8 protein-coding genes and 1 pseudogene are annotated in these 17,194 nt (G+C 64.4%); 1 reads left to right on the top strand and 8 read right to left on the bottom strand.

Going from position 1 to position 17,194, the window contains the following annotated elements; translation table 11 throughout:
* Positions 1 to 24 precede the first annotated feature (24 nt).
* From F3J43_RS11330 to pip, 5 genes and pseudogenes are all read right to left on the bottom strand, one after another.
* A complete protein-coding gene (locus F3J43_RS11330) occupies positions 25 to 825 on the bottom strand; it encodes a transporter substrate-binding domain-containing protein (protein ID WP_166885848.1) in 801 nt (266 codons plus the stop codon).
* Positions 826 to 1,060: 235 nt separating this feature from the next.
* Positions 1,061 to 3,628, bottom strand: coding sequence for a glucans biosynthesis glucosyltransferase MdoH (gene mdoH / locus F3J43_RS11325; RefSeq protein ID WP_166885846.1), 2,568 nt, complete (start codon positions 3,626 to 3,628; stop codon positions 1,061 to 1,063).
* Positions 3,629 to 3,833: 205 nt separating this feature from the next.
* Positions 3,834 to 5,270, bottom strand: a pseudogene (locus F3J43_RS11320) (glucan biosynthesis protein G); the annotation flags it as partial.
* A 350-nt stretch (positions 5,271 to 5,620) separates the two neighbouring features.
* Entirely contained in the window at positions 5,621 to 6,058 is a 438-nt protein-coding gene (gene dtd / locus F3J43_RS11315; protein ID WP_166885842.1) for a D-aminoacyl-tRNA deacylase, read from the bottom strand.
* A complete protein-coding gene (pip, locus tag F3J43_RS11310; RefSeq protein WP_166885839.1) occupies positions 6,055 to 7,026 on the bottom strand; it encodes a prolyl aminopeptidase in 972 nt (323 codons plus the stop codon). Before pip ends, dtd begins: the two co-directional genes overlap by 4 nt.
* Positions 7,027 to 7,175: 149 nt before the next feature.
* Between pip and F3J43_RS11305 the strand changes: the two genes are divergently transcribed.
* The gene (locus F3J43_RS11305; protein WP_166885837.1) at positions 7,176 to 12,749 is read left to right on the top strand and encodes an NEL-type E3 ubiquitin ligase domain-containing protein; all 5,574 of its coding nucleotides are present in this window, start codon (positions 7,176 to 7,178) and stop codon (positions 12,747 to 12,749) included.
* Between the two features lie 819 nt (positions 12,750 to 13,568).
* Here the strand turns inward: F3J43_RS11305 and hutG are convergent.
* From hutG to F3J43_RS11290, 3 genes are read right to left on the bottom strand one after another with little or no spacing between them, the layout of a single operon-like run.
* A complete protein-coding gene (gene hutG / locus F3J43_RS11300) occupies positions 13,569 to 14,372 on the bottom strand; it encodes an N-formylglutamate deformylase (RefSeq protein ID WP_166885995.1) in 804 nt (267 codons plus the stop codon).
* A gap of 10 nt (positions 14,373 to 14,382) precedes the next feature.
* Positions 14,383 to 15,588 (bottom strand): imidazolonepropionase, encoded by a 1,206-nt coding sequence (gene hutI, locus F3J43_RS11295; RefSeq protein WP_166885835.1) that lies wholly within the window; start codon positions 15,586 to 15,588, stop codon positions 14,383 to 14,385.
* Positions 15,589 to 15,605: 17 nt separating this feature from the next.
* Positions 15,606 to 17,009 (bottom strand): L-histidine transporter HutT, encoded by a 1,404-nt coding sequence (locus F3J43_RS11290; protein WP_166885833.1) that lies wholly within the window; start codon positions 17,007 to 17,009, stop codon positions 15,606 to 15,608.
* Positions 17,010 to 17,194: the final 185 nt, after the last annotated feature.

Genomic DNA, 17,194 nt, shown 5'->3' with positions numbered 1-17,194 from the left:
AGCGCCAGGGCTTGTGGCCCGGCCTTATTCCATTTCCTTCAGCCAGTCCTTGTTCTTGAACCACTTGTCGTGGATACGATCGTAGGTCCCGTCGTGCCTGATCTGGTGCAGGAAGTTGTTGATGAAGTTGATGCTGTCGTAGTCACCTTTCTTCAGGCCGAAAGCCAGCGGCTCGTAGGTGAAGGGCTCCTCGAGGAACAGCAGCTTGCCGGCACCGGCCTTCTCCACCGCCACCACGTTGTAGGGCGCGTCGTAGACGAAGGCGTCGGCCTTGCCATTGACCACGTCCATCACCGCTTCCTGCTCGTTGTCGTAGCCGTGGTACTTGGCCTTGCCGATCAGCTTCTTGGAAACCATCTCGCCGGTGGTGCCCAGTTTGGAGGTGATGCGGTACTTCTCGTTGTTCAGGTCCTTGTAGGACTTGATCTCACCCGCCAACTCCTTGCGGATCAGCAGGGTCTGGCCGACGACGATGAACGGTTCGCTGAAGTTCAGCCGCAGGTTGCGTTCCTGGGTCAGGGTCATGCCGCTGCCGATGAAGTCGAACTTGTCGGTGAGCAGGGCCGGGATGATGCCGTCATAGGCGGTGGAGACGGTCTCCAGCTTGACGCCCATGGACTTGGCCATGGCCTTGAGGATGTCGACTTCGAAGCCGATGATCTCGCCCCGCTTGTTGGTCATCTCGAATGGCATGTAGGTCGGGTCCATGCCCACACGCAGGGTGCCGCGCTTGACGGCATCGTCGATGGCACCCGCCTGGGCGGCGGTTACCGCGATCAGGGCAGTCGCGCCGACCAGCAGTCGCGACAGGTATTTCTTCATCATCACCAGATCCCCTAGCAAGAATTACGCAGATTTTATTGTTGGCACGGCCCTACAGGCCGAGACGTAATGTCGGAAGGGATGCTAACGCATGCGTAGCGCCGGACCTAGAGCCGGGGGGGACTTTGTTGGCCAAAAAACGATGAGGGGAAAACAATCGCGGGGCAGGCCCGCTCCCACACGTCACTCATGGACATTGTGGGAGCGGGCCTGCCCCGCGATCATCGGTGCAACAGGCTCAAGCCAGGGCTGGCTGGGCCTCGTTCTCCGGGTGCAACGGCAACAGCGGCGAGTGTGGGTCGTTGTCGATGGAGGCGCGCCACACATCGATCCATGCCGTGCTGTGCTCGGCCCAGACCCGCTCGTGCAGACGCGACAACGCCACCGGGTCGCTCAGCAGGGCCAGCCGGGTCGCCAGGTCCAGGTCCTTCGGCCCGGCTTCCAGCGCCTTGGCCACGCGCTCGCTGCGCAAGGCCTCGATCGGCGCCGCCTGGCCATGCCGTGCGGTGGCCATGGCGCAGGCCAGGGCGTTCTGTCGCGGGTCGACCACCGCCCGCACGAAACCGTCATGCAGGGCATGCCAGCGGTTCTCGTGGGTGTAGCGATCGGTAGCCAGCAGCTCCTGCGGCGTGGCGTATTCCTCGGGGATCAGGAACAACTGCTCGTCCTTGGCTGCCAGGCCCAGGCGCGTGCGGCTGGAGATCACCGAGACCGGGATCGACAGCACCAGCGAGCCGACGATCGGTGCCAGCCACCACAGGAAGCTCGGGTTCAGCCAGGCCACCAGACCGGCCCAGGCGATACCCAGCAGGGTCTGCGGACCGTGGCGACGCACCGCTTCGCTCCATGGCGTGGAGTCGTCATCACGCTGCGGCGAGTTCCAGGTCGCGGCCCAGCCGAGGAACGCGGCGAGCACGAAACGGGTGTGGAAGATCATCCGCACCGGTGCCAGCAGCATGGAGAACAACATCTCCATCAGCATCGACAAGGTGACCTTGATCCGCCCGCCGAACTCGGTGGCGCCCTTGGCCCAGATCAGGATGACGCTGAGCAGCTTGGGCAGGAACAGCAGCACGATGGTGGTGGAGAACAGTGCCACGGCCTTCTCCGGATGCCACTGCGGCCACAGCGGGTAGAGCTGGTACGGCTCGATGAAGTACTGCGGTTCCATCAACGTGTTGGTCGCCAGCAGTGCGGTCGACAGCACCAGGAACAGGAACCACAGCGGCGCCGACAGATACGACATCACGCCGGTGAGGAACACCGCGCGGTGTACCGGATGCATGCCCTTGACCAGGAACAGGCGGAAGTTCATCAAGTTGCCGTGGCACCAGCGACGGTCGCGCTTGAGCTCGTCGAGCAGGTTCGGCGGCAGCTCTTCATAGCTGCCCGGCAGGTCGTAGGCGATCCACACCCCCCAGCCGGCACGGCGCATCAGCGCGGCTTCGACGAAGTCGTGGGAAAGGATGGCCCCGGCGAACGCGCCCTTGCCCGGCAACGGTGCCAGGGCACAGTGCTCGATGAACGGCTTCATGCGGATGATCGCGTTGTGGCCCCAGTAGTGCGACTCGCCCAGTTGCCAGAAGTGCAGGCCGGCGGTGAACAGCGGGCCGTATACACGGGTGGCGAACTGCTGCATGCGTGCGTACAGGGTATCCATGCCCGAGGCCTTGGGCCCGGTCTGGATGATGCCTGCGTCCGGGTTGGCCTCCATCAGGCGCACCAGGCTGCTCAGGCACTCGCCGCTCATGACGCTGTCGGCGTCGAGCACGACCATGTACTTGTAGTCGCCGCCCCAGCGACGGCAGAAGTCGTCGAGGTTGCCGCTCTTGCGCTTCACCCGGCGCCGACGGCGGCGGTAGAAGATGCGGCCGAAGCCCTTGGTCTCGCGGCACACGTCGAGCCAGGCCTGTTGCTCGGCCACGGCGATGTCGGTGTCGTTGGTGTCACTGAGCACGAAGAAGTCGAAACGGTCGAGGTTGCCGCTGGCGGCCACCGACTCGAACGTCGCGCGCAGGCCGGCGAACACCCGCGGCACGTCTTCGTTGCAGATCGGCATCACCAGCGCGGTGCGCGCCTCGGCGGGAATCGGCTCGTTACCCGCGCTGCTGCCGGAGATGCGGTACTTGTCACGCCCGGTGAGCAGTTCGAGGAAACCCATCAGCGCGGTCCAGAAGCCCGCCGACACCCAGCAGAACAGGATACCGAAGAGAATCAGGATCGAGGTTTGCAGGGCATAGGGCCAGACCTGCACCACGGTATCCCACAACGACTGGCTGAGGATTTCGTCGAGGTCGACGAACGACCAGCCCTGGTATGGCAGGATGCCCTTCATGTACCAACCGGCGACGATGGTCTGGCCAATCATCAGGGTCAGCAGGATATAGCGGCGGATCGAACCGACCGTGCGCCAACGCGCCGGCGGCAGCTCGCGCTTGGGCGGCTGCGGGGCATTGGTGCGACCGGTCATGCGTCGCCACATGCGGATCAGGATGTTGGTGCGCCACGGCTCGGGCACCACCTTGGTACGCTTGATCGGTGGCGCGATCTTCAGGCACAGCCGCCCGCCGGCGTCGACGCCGAGCATCTCGGCCTCCTCCAGCTCGGCGGCGCTGCCTACGGTAAGACGGGCGCCCACCGAGGCCTGGGCGGCCTCGGTGGTGCCGGCGGCCGGTTGGGCCGCCAGACGTTGGTGCAACTCGCTGAACGAGGAGCAGTTGGCGAGTTCCGCGCGCTGCTCGTCGCTCAGGGGGAGGTGGGCCAGGTACTCGCTCAGCGATTCCAGCCTTGGGCTTGAGTTACTCATCGGCAGGCAACTGATAGCTCCAGGTCTCGGTCAGCACTTTTTCAGTGGTAGCCGGGGCCCCGTTGGTGGATGCCGCGTCGGCGGCGGGTTGCTCGGCAGCCTTGTCAGCCTTGGCTTTCTCGGCCTTGGCATGGGCGTGCTTGGCCGCAGCTTTTTCCTGCTTGGTTTCCTTGGCTGGCTTGGGCTGCTCGACCGGAACATCACGCAGCAGAGCGGCGCGCATCTCGGTGGATTTCTTCGGATCCTGCACCTTCAGGCGCAGGGTCAGGCGCCAGCCTTTGGTCGCGGGGTTGTAGCGCAGGTTGTTCTCGACCAGCTCGGCATTGTCGCCGACGCTGACCTGGCTGCGCACGGCGGTATCTGCCGGCAGGGCCGCGAGGTTCGGGCCGATGAAGTCGACCAGGAACGCGACAGTGCCATCGGCCTGGCGGATCAGGTTGGACTGTTTGACATCACCGGTGGAGCGCAGGGTCTGCTTGACCCAGCCGAGCTCCGGCGAGTGCAGTTGGTCTTCCTTGATGGTCCAGCGCAGACGGTAGTCGTACTCGAACGGCTTGCCAGGCTCCGGCAGTTTCTCGGGGCTCCAGAAGGCAACGATGTTGTCGTTGGTCTCGTCGGCGGTCGGGATCTCGACCAGGTCGACGGTGCCCTTGCCCCAGTCACCCTTCGGCTCGATCCAGGCGCTTGGACGCTTTTCGTACTCGTCGTCGAGGTCTTCGTAGTCGCTGAAGGCGCGCTGGCGCTGCAGCAAGCCGAAACCACGCGGGTTCTCGACACTGAAGTTACTCACGGCCAGGTGTTTCGGGTTGTTCAACGGACGCCAGATCCACTCGCCGTTACCGGCATGGATCGACAGGCCTTCGGAGTCGTGCAGCGCCGGGCGGTAGTTCATCACCTTCGATGGCTGGTTGGGCCCGAACAGGTACATGCTGGTCAGCGGCGCGATACCCAGGCGGCTGACGTGGTCACGCAGGTAGACGCGCGACTTGACGTCGACCAGGGTGTCTTCGCCCGGACGCAGGGTGAGCTTGTAGGCGCCGGTGGAGCGCGGCGAGTCGAGCAGCGCGTAGATCACCAGGTGCTTGTCGGTGGGCTTGGGCTTCTCGATCCAGAACTCGCGAAAACGTGGGAATTCCTCGCCCGACGGCAACGCGGTGTCGATGGCCAGACCACGAGCCGACAGGCCATAACGGTGGCCCTTGCCGACCACGCGGAAGTAGCTGGCCCCCAGCAGGGTCATGATCTCGTCCTGCTTGTCGGCCTGGTTGATCGGGTAGAGCACGCGGAAGCCGGCGTAGCCCAGGTCCTTGGTGGCGTCGGCGTCATGCGGCACGTCACCGAACTCGAAGCGGCTCGGGTCGTACTTGATTTCCGACACCTTGTTGGCGGTGATCTCGTTGATCTTCACCGGCGTGTCGAAATGCATGCCCTGGTGGTAGAACGAGAGCTTGAACGGGGTCTTGTCCTTCGCCCATTCGGCCTTTTCCTGAAGGAAATGAATCTTCTGGTAGTCGGCGTACTTCATGTCGCGGAACACCGGCGGCAGGTTGCTCTTCGGTGCCTCGAACTTCTGACCGGCCAGATCCTTTGCCTTGGCTGCAACATCGTCCAGATTGAATGCCCACAGCTGGCCTGCGCTCATCAGGCCAACCAGCGCCACGCCAGCGAGTACCGCCTTGCGTAGCCGAATACCGGGGATTCTTTGTGCAATACAGGGACTTACAATCACGAGCAATCCTCGCCGAAAACAGATCATGAAACCAACGGCCAGCGACCAATGCCGGGTTGGCGAGCACTGTTCGGACCCCGTGAGGGCGTAATGATTCCCCAAACGGATCCAGACAATGCTCGAGTCAAAGTGAAACGAACCCGCGAGTGCGGGTCCAGGTAGCGCGCGATTATCCAGCAGGTCGCGTTACAACGCATCAGGCCGGACAAACTATTTATCGTACAAAACCCCTTGTTTTCCTACAAACAAAGGGTTTTTTGACCTCATATTTGTAACATAAATGTTACGGGGCCATCATTGACCAGGTGCACCTGCATGTCGGCACCAAAGCGTCCGCTCGCCACATCCGGGTGCTGGCCCTGTGCCGTTCGCAAAAGATAGTCGAACAACTCGGCGCCCAGCGCCGGCGGCGCTGCGGTGGAAAAGCTCGGGCGCATGCCATTGCGGGTATCCGCGGCCAGGGTGAACTGCGAAACCAGCAGCAGCCCTCCACCAACATCCTTGAGCGAGCGGTTCATCTTGCCCTGCTCGTCGCTAAACACCCGATAGTTGAGCAGCTTGTGCAGCAGTTTGTCGGCATGCTCGACAGTATCTTCAGGTTCGACCGCGACCAGCGCCAGCAAGCCCTGGTCGATGGCCCCGACGATTTCGCCGGCCACCTCGACCCGCGCGCCGCGCACGCGTTGTATCAGGCCCTTCATGCCTCTTCCAGAGGCAGGTCGAGCAGACGGCGGGCCATCTGATCGGCGGCACGCACCAAGGCATCGGTGATGCCCGGTTCGGAAGCGGCGTGGCCGGCATCGCGAATCACCTTCAACTCGCTGTTCGGCCAGGCCTGGTGCAGCGCCCAGGCATTGTCCAGCGGGCAGATCACGTCATAGCGACCATGCACGATCACTGCCGGCAGATGGGCGATCTTCGGCATGTCGCGGATCAGTTGGTCCGGTTCGAGGAAGGCGTTGTTGGTGAAGTAATGGCACTCGATCCGGGCGATCGACAGCGCACGCTGCGGCTCGGAGAAGCGGTCGACCACCAGCGGATTGGGCCGCAGGGTGGCGGTGCGCCCTTCCCAGGTCGACCAGGCCTTGGCTGCGTGCATCTGGGCGATCTGGTCGTTGCCGGTCAGGCGTTTGTGGAAGGCGCCGACCAGATCGTTGCGCTCTTCCGGTGGAATCGGCGCGATATAGTCCTGCCAGTAGTCCGGGAACAGGCGGCTGGCCCCTTCCTGGTAGAACCAGCTGATCTCCTGCGGACGGCACAGGAAGATGCCGCGCAGAATCAGACCATGCACGCGCTCGGGGTGGGTCTGGGCATAGGCCAGGGCCAGCGTGGAGCCCCAGGAGCCGCCGAACAGCACCCACTTGTCGATCCCCAGGTGCTCACGAATGCGCTCCAGGTCCTCGACCAGGTGCCAGGTGGTGTTGTTCTCCAGGCTCGCGTGTGGCGTGGAACGGCCACAGCCGCGCTGGTCGAAGGTAATGATGCGGTACAGCGTCGGGTCGAAGTAACAACGGCTCTGGGCATCGCAGCCGGCGCCCGGGCCTCCGTGAATGAAGACCACCGGCAGACCTTCCGGCGAGCCGCTTTCATCGACATACAGCACATGCGGCGCTTCCACGGCCAGATCGTGCCGGGCGTAGGGTTTGATCTGCGGGTAGAGGGTCTGCATTGCGCACTCCGTGTGGGGATTGTTCGGCCGTGGGCCATCATAAACCTGAATCGTGCTTTGAGCATGTGTCTGTGCCGAGATCATGTTATGCGCTGGCCGCGCGCCCCGGCCAATAGCATCGCAACCCTGGAAAAAACCAAGGTGCCCCCATGATCGACCCGACGCCCGATACCCCCCCTTCCCTACCGTACGACTTGGTGGCCGGCAAGCTGCCCGCCTGGATCGCCGGCACCCACCCGGACGAGCATCAGCAGATGCGCACGGCCAGCGGCACGCCGCCCCAGTGGTTCGAAACCGCGTGCCAGGACCAGCCGGCCATCGCCCGCCAGTTGATCGACGAATACGCCACCCATCGCCAGGCTGAACGTGAGGTCCGGACGCTGCTGGCCGGGTTGCCTGAACTGCGGAGCTTCGCCAGCCAACTGCTGGGCAAGGAAATCGTCCAGCGCTTCGGCCTGAAGCTGGATGTCACCGCCACCTACCTGATGAACCTGCGCAAGGCCAAGTCCTACAAGCAAGCCCTGAATGGCGACCCCTTCGTGACCAGTGACCGGGCGCTGAAACTGGCCACCCAGTCCCTGTTGCACAGTGCCCTGCAGAACTTCGAGGCCGACGAAGCACAGCCCTCAGGCCTGGAGGCAGGCGGCATCAAGTCGCGGATCCTCGACAGCAAGCAGGTCGGCATCGTCGGTTCGGCCAAGCCTCTCCCCATCGTGGCCGAGTCATTCGCGGCAATGACCCGCGAACTGGATATCGGCGGCCGCTACCAAGCGTTGATCGATACGCTCTGCGCGCCGCCTGCAGTGACCCGGCTGCTCGCTGACACCGAGGCATCCACCTTGCGCCTGCATCTGCACAAGGCCTTCCTGCACAAACACATCGATCCGACCACCTATCAGGTACTGCTCGACCTCGTTGCCAATGGCCAGGCCGAATATCAGGGGCAGCCGGTCCTGTGCTCACACCTGACCGTGCTGCACACCACGCTCACCGGTGCCGTCGTGTTCGGCATCGCCGGTGCCGGGCCTAACCCTGGCGGCAAGTTTCCCCCCGTAGCCTTCCCTTATGGCGGCTGGCTGGTGACCTACCTGCCCGGCATGCCGGAGCCGCTGGCCACCCATGCATCCAGGGCCGAGGCCGAGGCGTTCCTGCTCGGGCAACTGCCAACACTGCTGCGCCCCGAGCACCAGCGCCTGGTGCCCGAACGCAGCAAGGCCGTGTTCCTCGCCAAGGCCAGGGACACCCTCGAACCCTATACCTGGAACCCCGCGAAGGGGTACCAGGAGCGTATCCCGGACCCGAATGCCAAGCTCACCCTTCATCTACAACCGTTCACTCGCCCCCCACTGGACGAACTGGCCCAGCAGCGCCTGCAACGCTTGCGCGACGACGCCGCGTTTCATGCCGTCCCCACTGCCACGGAGGATCAGAAGAGCGCCGAGAAACGTCTGGCCTACTTCGAATCGCTGGCACTCACCGCACTGAATATCGGCGCCTTCTTCATCCCGGGCCTGGCCCCCGTGATGCTGGGCCTGACCGTACTGCAACTGGGGCACGATGTGTTCGAGGGACTGGCCAGCTGGACCGACGGCGAGCGCGAGCAGGCGTTCGGCTACCTGATGGATGTACTGGAAAATGTGGCCTTGGTTGGCGCGCTTGGCGCTGCGGGAGCCAATGCTGGCAAACCTGCAATCGAGAAAATCACGGTACAGACGCCTTCATTCATCGAGGAGCTCAAGCCTGTCGAACTGGCCGACGGCAGCACACGGCTGTGGAAGCCAGACCTGCTGCCATTCGCCCATGACACCGTGCTCCCCGCCGACCTCAAGCCCGATGAGTTCGGCTTGTACCACCACCAGGGCAAGACCTGGCTTGCCCTCGAGGACAAGACCTACGCCGTCGCACCTACCCGTACGAGCGGTGAATACCGGATCGAACACCCTTCCCGCCCGAACAGCTACCAGCCGCGACTGCGCCACAACGGCGCCGGGGCATGGCTGCACGAGCTGGACCGCCCCCGCGACTGGACCGGCATGACCCTGTTTCGCCGCCTGGGCCACTTGGGTGGCGAATTCGACGAACAGGCAGCACAAAGCATCCTGGCAGTCTGCGACACGGACGAAAGCGTACTGCGCCATATCCTCGACAAAAACCAGCGGCTGCCCGCTCTGCTGGAAGACACCCTGCAACGCTTCACGCTGGATCGACAAGTCAGACGCTCACTGCCCGATGCAGGCATTTCAGCCCGCAACGCCGAGTTCGAGAAGCGCTATCGCGTGCTGTCCACCGACACAACCGGCGTCATTTCACGGGTCTACCCGGCCCTTCCCAAAGCCATGGTCGATGAACTGCTGCGCAACGCCACCCTCGCCGAACGGCAACGACTGCTCAGCGACCGGATACCGCTGCGCCTCGCCGAGGAGATCCGCCTGTACCAGCAGCATCTGCGCCTGACGCGCGCCTGTGAAGGCCTCTACCTGGATACCCTACGCAACCGGGACAGCGACGGGGTGATGTTGCGGATGCTCGAGCGGCTGCCAGGTTGGCCGACCGACCTGCGGATCGAACTGCACCAACGCATCACCTCGCCGAGCAGCACCGACAGCATTGGCCCCTCGGACGCCGCGACCCAGCGCTCGCTCAACAGCGCCTGGGCCGGCTACCTGGAAACGCCTGGCGCAGAGACACCGGACGCCCAGATCAAGGTGCACGACTCGCTCGCCGGGGCAGTATTCGAAGTATTGTCGGTGCAGCAGCGACAAGCCTTGGGCGTGAGCAATGCACAAGCACTACAGGCACAGCTAAGGGCCCTCCCACTGCCGACTCGAGGCGAGCTACGCCGCTGGCTGGGCCTGCAACGCGCAAGTTTCCGTTCTCCCATGCGCCTGGCCGACGGCCGGATCGGCTATCCCCTGAGTGGTGCCGGCAGGCTCGATGACGCAATGCGCAGCGGCCTGATCCGCCGGCTGAACGAGCTGGGCCTGCCACAACGCCTGACCCGCTCGGCCGAAGCCATCCTGGACGGCCTGCTGGCGCAGGGAATGTCGGTCGAACGGATCCAGGCCCGCCTCGCCCAACTGGGTGAAGAACGCCAGGAACTGAGCGATAGCCTGGCGCGCTGGCGTGCAGGTGACGGCGTAATAACCGACCTGGCCGCGCGCAGTGCCAGCCGCTATGAAATCGAGGACGCACTCTGGCGGCACTGGGCCCACGGCGCATTGGAGGGCGCTGGGGAACCAGATAGCGTGCTACACCTGCAGCAGACCTTCATAGCCGAATTCCCTGCCGAGTTACCGGCATTCTTCAGCGAGCGCACCAGGTCCCTGCGCCTGGACGCCATCGAGCTGGATCACTCGGGCAATGGTTCGCTGGAGCGGACAGACGTCGCGGCCCAACTGAGTAATCTGTTCAGGCATTTCCCCCTGTTGGAGCAACTGGAGATCCTGCGCCCTTACGACCCCCAGGCCACCGCCTCGGCGTTCGCCAATCACCTGACGCAGATCGTCGACAGCTTCCCGCAGCTTGCCCGGTTGCGCCTGCCCAACCAGAACCTCAGCCTGCTTGCAGCGGACATCGAACACCTGGGCACCCTCCCCCTTCGCGAACTCGACCTTGCTGGCAATACCTTCGCCCCCGACGCAAGCTTCCGGCTCCCGGACCGGCAACTGGATCGTCTGGTCCTGGACCGCATGGGCATCACCCAATGGCCCGTCTGGCTGGACGCCACGGCACTGGCGCGGGTCGGTGAACTGTCGCTGCAAGGCAACAACCTCACGGTAGTGCCACACTTCCTGGTCGACAATCCGCTCAGCGCCGAGCATCACACCGTGGTCGCGCTCGACGACAACGCCATCCTGCCGACCCAGTTGCAGAACCTGCACCTGAGCCAGGATGGGCGACCACGACGCTTCGCCTTCACCCTGGACCTGCCACTGCCGCTCCAGGAACGTCTCTCCACCTGGCTGGAGGAACGCCAGCAACTGCATGACGCCATCGACCAGTGGGCGAACGCCTCGTCCTCCTCGGCGTTGCCGAGCCAGGCCACCATGGCGAGCCGCAACCGGATAGGCGCCCTGCTTCTGGAATACTGGGAAATCAGGATCCGCGGCTCCAGCCTTTCGCCGCTTGGGCTCGCCGATATGGCGCTGACCGACTTCCCGCCGCACCTTCCCGAGTTCTTCTATCGCTATGTGGAGCACCTGCGGTTACGCAACGTCGACGCCGCGCCCGAACAGCTGGACGCCTTCCTGCAGCGCTTCCCCGCACTCAATTCGCTGACACTCGAAGGGCATGTGCAGCCGCTACGCGGCTTGCCCTCGGCACTCCTCGACTCTACCCGCCTGTATGAGCTGAACCTGCGCGAGCAAGGCCTCGTGGTGGATCAGCGCCTGATGGAGGACCTTGGTCGCGTACACGGTCTCATTGCCCTCGACCTCTCCGGCAACCTTGTCAGCCCGCAGCTGCAGGTACCGGTCGGACTCAGCAGGCCTCTCCACCGGCTGTACCTCAGGAACCTTGGCCTGCAGAGCTGGCCGGCGTGGCTGGACGACATCATGCCGCTGTATGTCCTGGCGCTGGACGACAACCAGCTGACCGAGCTGCCTGAGCATATCCTGAGCAACCCGGAGAACGATGACGGGTTCACCTCGATTTCTCTGGCAGGCAACCCGTTGAGCGATGCCACCATGCGCCGTGCCCACCTATCCCAGGGTCGTCACCGCAGCTACACCTTCGAGATGGACCTGACCCTGGAGATCCTCAACCTCGAACCCCTGGAGTACGCCTCCGACAGCAGTACGCCCGGCAGCAGTCCAGATAGCGGCGCCAGCGTGCTCAGCTTGCACCGACACAGCCCGGTGCCTTGGGCACAGGGCGACATACCGAACGTGCAGGCCTGGCTGCAAGGCTCGGAACAGATGCAGGGCAGCCACCGGGCCCAGTGGCAGGCGCTGGAACGCGACGGCGAGGCGAAGGACCTGCTGGCATTGGCTGGTCGCCTGACCCAATCCGCCCCCTACCGGACCCAGGTGTCCCGCTCGGAGTTCATCGACCGCCTGTGGCGGGTGCTCGACATGGCGGCCGACGATCAGGCACAGCGCCTGTTGTTCAACGGCATGGCCCAGGACGGCGCCTCGTCGAAAACCTGTCATGACGGCGCCTTGCTGGTGTTCAAGCAGATCGAGGAGCAACTGCTGGTCAACCAGATGGCCGCGACAGCCAAGGTCCCTGAGCACGATCAATACCTGTATCAGATGACCCGTCGATTGTTCCGCCAGCGGGAACTGGACAGAATTGCCCGCGAGCAGGCAGGCGGGCGTGACGAAGCCGAGCTGCGCCTGGCTTATCACCGGCGCCTGGCCACCTCGCTGGATTTGCCGGCGCCGGCGGACTACATGCTGTATGAGAGCTCGGTCAGGTTGCATCGAGGTGAACTGGAGACGGTCGAACGACAAGTGCGCGAGGGCGAGGAAGGCGAGGCGTTTCTGCAGTTCGCCGTCGAATTCGAGCCTTGGGTAAACGCCTTGCGTCACCGCTACGCGGCGCGCTTCGAGCGGATCGACAATGCCTATCTGGAGGCCGAGGAACGGATCGATCAGCAACTGCGGGAGAATCCCCAGTTGCTGCGTGAAACACTTGCCCAGGCGGCCCTCGACGACAGAGAGAGTCAGACGCGGCAGCTGTTGCGGGAACTGACCAACCGCGCCGGCAGGCCACAAGACTAATCAAAGGGGTGCATTGATCGCGAAGGTCCAGGGGCTGCCTTGCAGCCCATCGCCGGCTACGCCGACTCCCACAGGCACACCCTGGCACTGCCGACTGCTGTGCGATGCCCATGCCCCCACCAGACTGCAGACCGCCCTGTGGGAGCTGGCGAAGCCAGCGATGCCGACTCCCACAGGCACACCCTGGCACTGCCGACTGCTGTGCGATGCCCATGCCCCCCACCAGACTGCAGACCGCCCTGTGGGAGCTGGCGAAGCCAGCGATGCCGACTCCCACAGGCACACCCTGGCACTGCCGACTGCTGTGCGATGCCCATGTCCCCCACCAGACTGCAGACCGCCCTGTGGGAGCTGGCGAAGCCAGCGATGCCGACTCCCACAGGCACACCCTGGCACTGCCGACTGCTGTGCGATGCCCATGCCCCCCACCAGACTGCAAACCGCCCTGTGGGAGCTGGCGAAGCCAGCGATGCCGACTCCCACAGGCACACCCTGGCACTGCCGACTGCTGTGCGATGCCCATGCTCCCCACCAGACTGCAGACCGCCCTGTGGGAGCTGGCGAAGCCAGCGATGCCGACTCCCACAGGCACACCCTGGCACTGCCGACTGCTGTGCGATGCCCATGCCCCCCCACCAGACTGCAGACCGCCCTGTGGGAGCTGGCGAAGCCAGCGATGCCGACTCCCACAGGCACACCCTGGCACTGCCGACTGCTGTGCGATGCCCATGCTCCCCACCAGACTGCAGACTGCCCTGTGGGAGCTGGCGAAGCCAGCGATGGGGTGCGCAGCGCCCCCCACCCGGCAATCACGCCGGCCTAACGTCCGTAGCGCTCGCGCCCCCAGGCCAACAGCGTCTCCAGCAAGCGCCGCAAGACCACCTGGGTCGGCTGCGCCAGGTCCTCGCGGTAGGCGAACGGCTCCACTTCGTTCATGTAGGTACTCTGCGCCAGCTCCAGTTGCACCGCATGAATGTCGTTGGCCGGGTCACCATAGTGCCGGGTAATGTGCCCGCCCTTGAAACGGCCATTGAGCACATGACTGTACTGTCCGAACCCGGCACACACGTCTTGCAACCGTTCAGCCAACTGGAGATCGCAACTGGCGCCGTTGAAGGTACCCAGATTGAAGTCCGGCAGCTTGCCGTCGAACAGGTGCGGGATCAGCGAGCGGATCGAATGGGCATCCCACAGCAGTGCATAGCCGAACTGAGCACGCAGGCGTGCCAGCTCACGACGAATCGTGTCGTGGTAGGGGCGCCAGATCTGCTCCAGATACATTGCCCGCTCGGCAGCGGACGGCTCCTGGCCTTCCTTGAACAACGGCTCGCCATCGAACAATGTGGCCGGGTACAGACCAGTGGTGGCGCCGGCATACAACGGCTTGTCGTCATCCGGGCGGTTCAGGTCGATGACGAACCGCGAATACTCCGCCGCCACCACGCTGGCACCCAGCTCACGCGCGAAATCGTACAACCGCGGGATATGCCAGTCGGTGTCCGGCAGGCTACATGCCGGCTCGACCAGGCCATCGCGCACGGCATCGCTCAGGCCAAGCCCGGCGTGGGGCATGCTGATCAACAGCGGCAGGCGGCCCTGGTGGAAACTCAATACCTTGTCCATGTCGCCTCGCTCAGTTGGAAAGTTCATGACCCAGACGCACCACGCGCTTGGGCAGGTCGCCGCCGAGCCAGTAGGACAAGTCGGCCGGACGCTCGATCTGCCAGGCGACGAAGTCGGCGACCTTGCCCACCTCCAGCGACCCATGGCTGTCACCCAGCCCCAGTGCCGTGGCGGCATGCACAGTGACGCCGGCCAGGGCCTCTTCCGGGGTCATCCGGAAACAAGTGCAGCCCATGTTCAACATCAATCGCAGCGACAGGCCTGGCGAGGTGCCAGGGTTCAGGTCACTGGCCAGGGCGATCTTCACGCCATGTCGACGCAGGGCATCCATCGGTGGCAACTGGGTCTCGCGCAGGAAGTAGAACGCGCCTGGCAGCAGCACGGCGACAGTGCCGGCCTCAGCCATGGCGATGGCATCCTCTTCGGTCATGAACTCCAGGTGATCGGCCGACAGCGCCTGGTAACGCGCCGCCAGGCTCGAACCGTGCAGCGACGACAGCTGCTCGGCGTGTAACTTGACCGGCAGGCCCAGCTCGCGCGCCTTGATGAACAGGCGCTCGACCTGGGCGGGGGAGAACGCCAGGTGCTCGCAGAACGCATCCACTGCGTCCACCAGCCCCTCGGCAGCCAGCGCCGGGAGCATCTCGTCGCAGATGTGGGCGATGTAGTCGTCCGCCCGGCCGGCATACTCCGGCGGCAGCGCGTGGGCAGCCAGGCAGGTTGCGCGCACCGACAACGGCAGGGTCTCGCCCAGGCGCCGCGCCACACGCAGCATCTTGCGCTCGTTGATCAGGTCCAGCCCATAGCCGGACTTGATCTCGAGGGTGGTCACGCCATCGCGCATCAACGCCAGGACGCGTTGCCGGGCACTGGCGAACAGCTCGTCCTCGCTGGCCGCGCGGGTGGCCCGCACCGTGCTGGCAATACCGCCGCCCTGGGCGGCGATCTCGGCATAGCTCACGCCCTGCAGGCGCTGCTCGAACTCGCCGCTGCGGTTGCCGCCGAACACCGCGTGGGTGTGGCAGTCGATCAGCCCCGGCGTGACCCAGGCACCGCCCAGGTCCACCGTATGTCCGCTCGCAAGTGCCGGCAGTTGGCCGCGCGGACCGATCCATTCGATCCGCCCGTCGCAGGTAACGATGGCCGCATCCTCGATGATCGAGTAGCGGCCTTCGGCCATGGTCGCCGCGTGACAGTGCTGCCAGAGGGTTCTCATCAGGCTCTCCTTGTTTTTCAGCGGTGCAGCTCGGCAGGCGCGCGCACTGGCTCGCCATTGCCTGCGCGCGGCTTGCACCACAGCAGGTAGGACGCCACCAGGAACACCACCCAGACCACGCCGACGATCAATGCCGCCTGGGTGTCAGGGAAGTAGCCGAGCACACCGAAGATGAACAGCATGAATGCGATGGCCATGGCCGGCCCATAAGGCCAGAACGGCACGGGGAACTTCAGTTGCGCCACCTCTTCGCGGCTCATGCGCCGACGCATGGCGACCTGGGTGACGAGGATCATCAGCCAGACCCACACCGTGGCGAAGGTGGCGATCGAGGCAATCAGCAGGAACACGTCTTCCGGGATCAGGTAGTTGAGCACCACGCCGACCAGCAGCGCCACGCCCATCACCACCACGGTCAGCCACGGCACGCCGTGCCTGGACAGCTTGCCGAAGCCCTTGGGCGCCTGCCCGTGCTGGGCCAGGCCGTACATCATGCGGCCGGCACCGAAGATATCGCTGTTGATCGCCGATACCGCGGCCGAGATCACCACGATATTGAGCACCGCCGCCGCGGAGCCGATGCCGAGGTTGCTGAAGATCTGCACGAACGGACTGCCCTGGCTGCCGATCTGCGGCCAGGGGTACAGGCACATCAGCACGAACAGGGTGAGCACGTAGAACAGCAGGATGCGCAGCGGCACGGCGTTGATCGCCTTGGGAATGACCCGCTGCGGATCCTTGGCCTCACCAGCGGTCACACCGATGATCTCGATTCCGCCAAAGGCGAACATCACCACCGCGAACGAGGCAATCACGCCACCGATGCCATTGGGCATGAAGCCGCCATGGTCGAGCAGGTTGCTGATCCCCACCGCGTGCTCGGCGCCCACCTGGCTGAAACCGAAGGCCATGATGCCGAGGCCGGCAAGGATCATCGCGACGATGGCGCCGACCTTGAGCAGCGACAGCCAGAATTCCATCTCGCCGAACACCTTGACGTTGCACAGGTTCAGGCCGCCGATCAGGAACACGATGCCCAGCACCCAGATCCAGCGGGCGACCTCGGGGAACCAGAAGCCCATGTAGATACCGAAGGCGGTGACGTCGGCAATGGCGACTATCACCATCTCGAAGGCATAGGTCCAGCCGAGAATGAAGCCGGCCATGGGGCCGAGCCAGGTGCTGGCGTAGTGACCGAAGGAGCCGGCCACCGGGTTGTGCACGGCCATCTCGCCGAGGGCGCGCATCACCATGTACACCGCCGCGCCACCGATCAGGTAGGCCAGCAGCACGGCGGGGCCTGCCATCTGGATGGCCGAGGCGGAGCCATAGAACAGCCCGGTACCGATTGCCGAACCGAGCGCCATGAAACGGATATGACGGGCCGATAGCCCGCGCTTGAGACCTTGAGCTTGTTGCATGTCACGTCCTTAAATTGTTCTTGTGGTCGTGAGATCGAAGGGGCTGGGTTGCAGCCGTTCGCGGGCAAGCCCGCGCCTACGTGTCTACGCCACATGACCGCGACATTTGAACGCGATACAGGGTGGGCGCGATAGCTTTTTCGTAGGCGCGGGCTTGTCCGCGAATGGGCCGCAAGGCGGCCCCT

The organism is Pantoea sp. Cy-639 (assembly GCF_011752525.1).
Taxonomy (GTDB): Bacteria; Pseudomonadota; Gammaproteobacteria; order Pseudomonadales; family Pseudomonadaceae; genus Aquipseudomonas.
Note: the sequence above shows the minus strand (reverse complement) of the source record. Positions and strands in the feature narration are given on the sequence as shown.

Bases quoted from the DNA above. Each gene is read 5' to 3' on its own strand.
- F3J43_RS11330 (WP_166885848.1), bottom strand. From the start codon at position 825: ATGATGAAGAAATACCTGTCGCGACTGCTGGTCGGCGCGACTGCCCTG.
- mdoH (WP_166885846.1), bottom strand. From the start codon at position 3,628: ATGAGTAACTCAAGCCCAAGGCTGGAATCGCTGAGCGAGTACCTGGCC.
- dtd (WP_166885842.1), bottom strand. From the start codon at position 6,058: ATGAAGGGCCTGATACAACGCGTGCGCGGCGCGCGGGTCGAGGTGGCC.
- pip (WP_166885839.1), bottom strand. From the start codon at position 7,026: ATGCAGACCCTCTACCCGCAGATCAAACCCTACGCCCGGCACGATCTG.
- F3J43_RS11305 (WP_166885837.1), top strand. From the start codon at position 7,176: ATGATCGACCCGACGCCCGATACCCCCCCTTCCCTACCGTACGACTTG.
- hutG (WP_166885995.1), bottom strand. From the start codon at position 14,372: ATGGACAAGGTATTGAGTTTCCACCAGGGCCGCCTGCCGCTGTTGATC.
- hutI (WP_166885835.1), bottom strand. From the start codon at position 15,588: ATGAGAACCCTCTGGCAGCACTGTCACGCGGCGACCATGGCCGAAGGC.
- F3J43_RS11290 (WP_166885833.1), bottom strand. From the start codon at position 17,009: ATGCAACAAGCTCAAGGTCTCAAGCGCGGGCTATCGGCCCGTCATATC.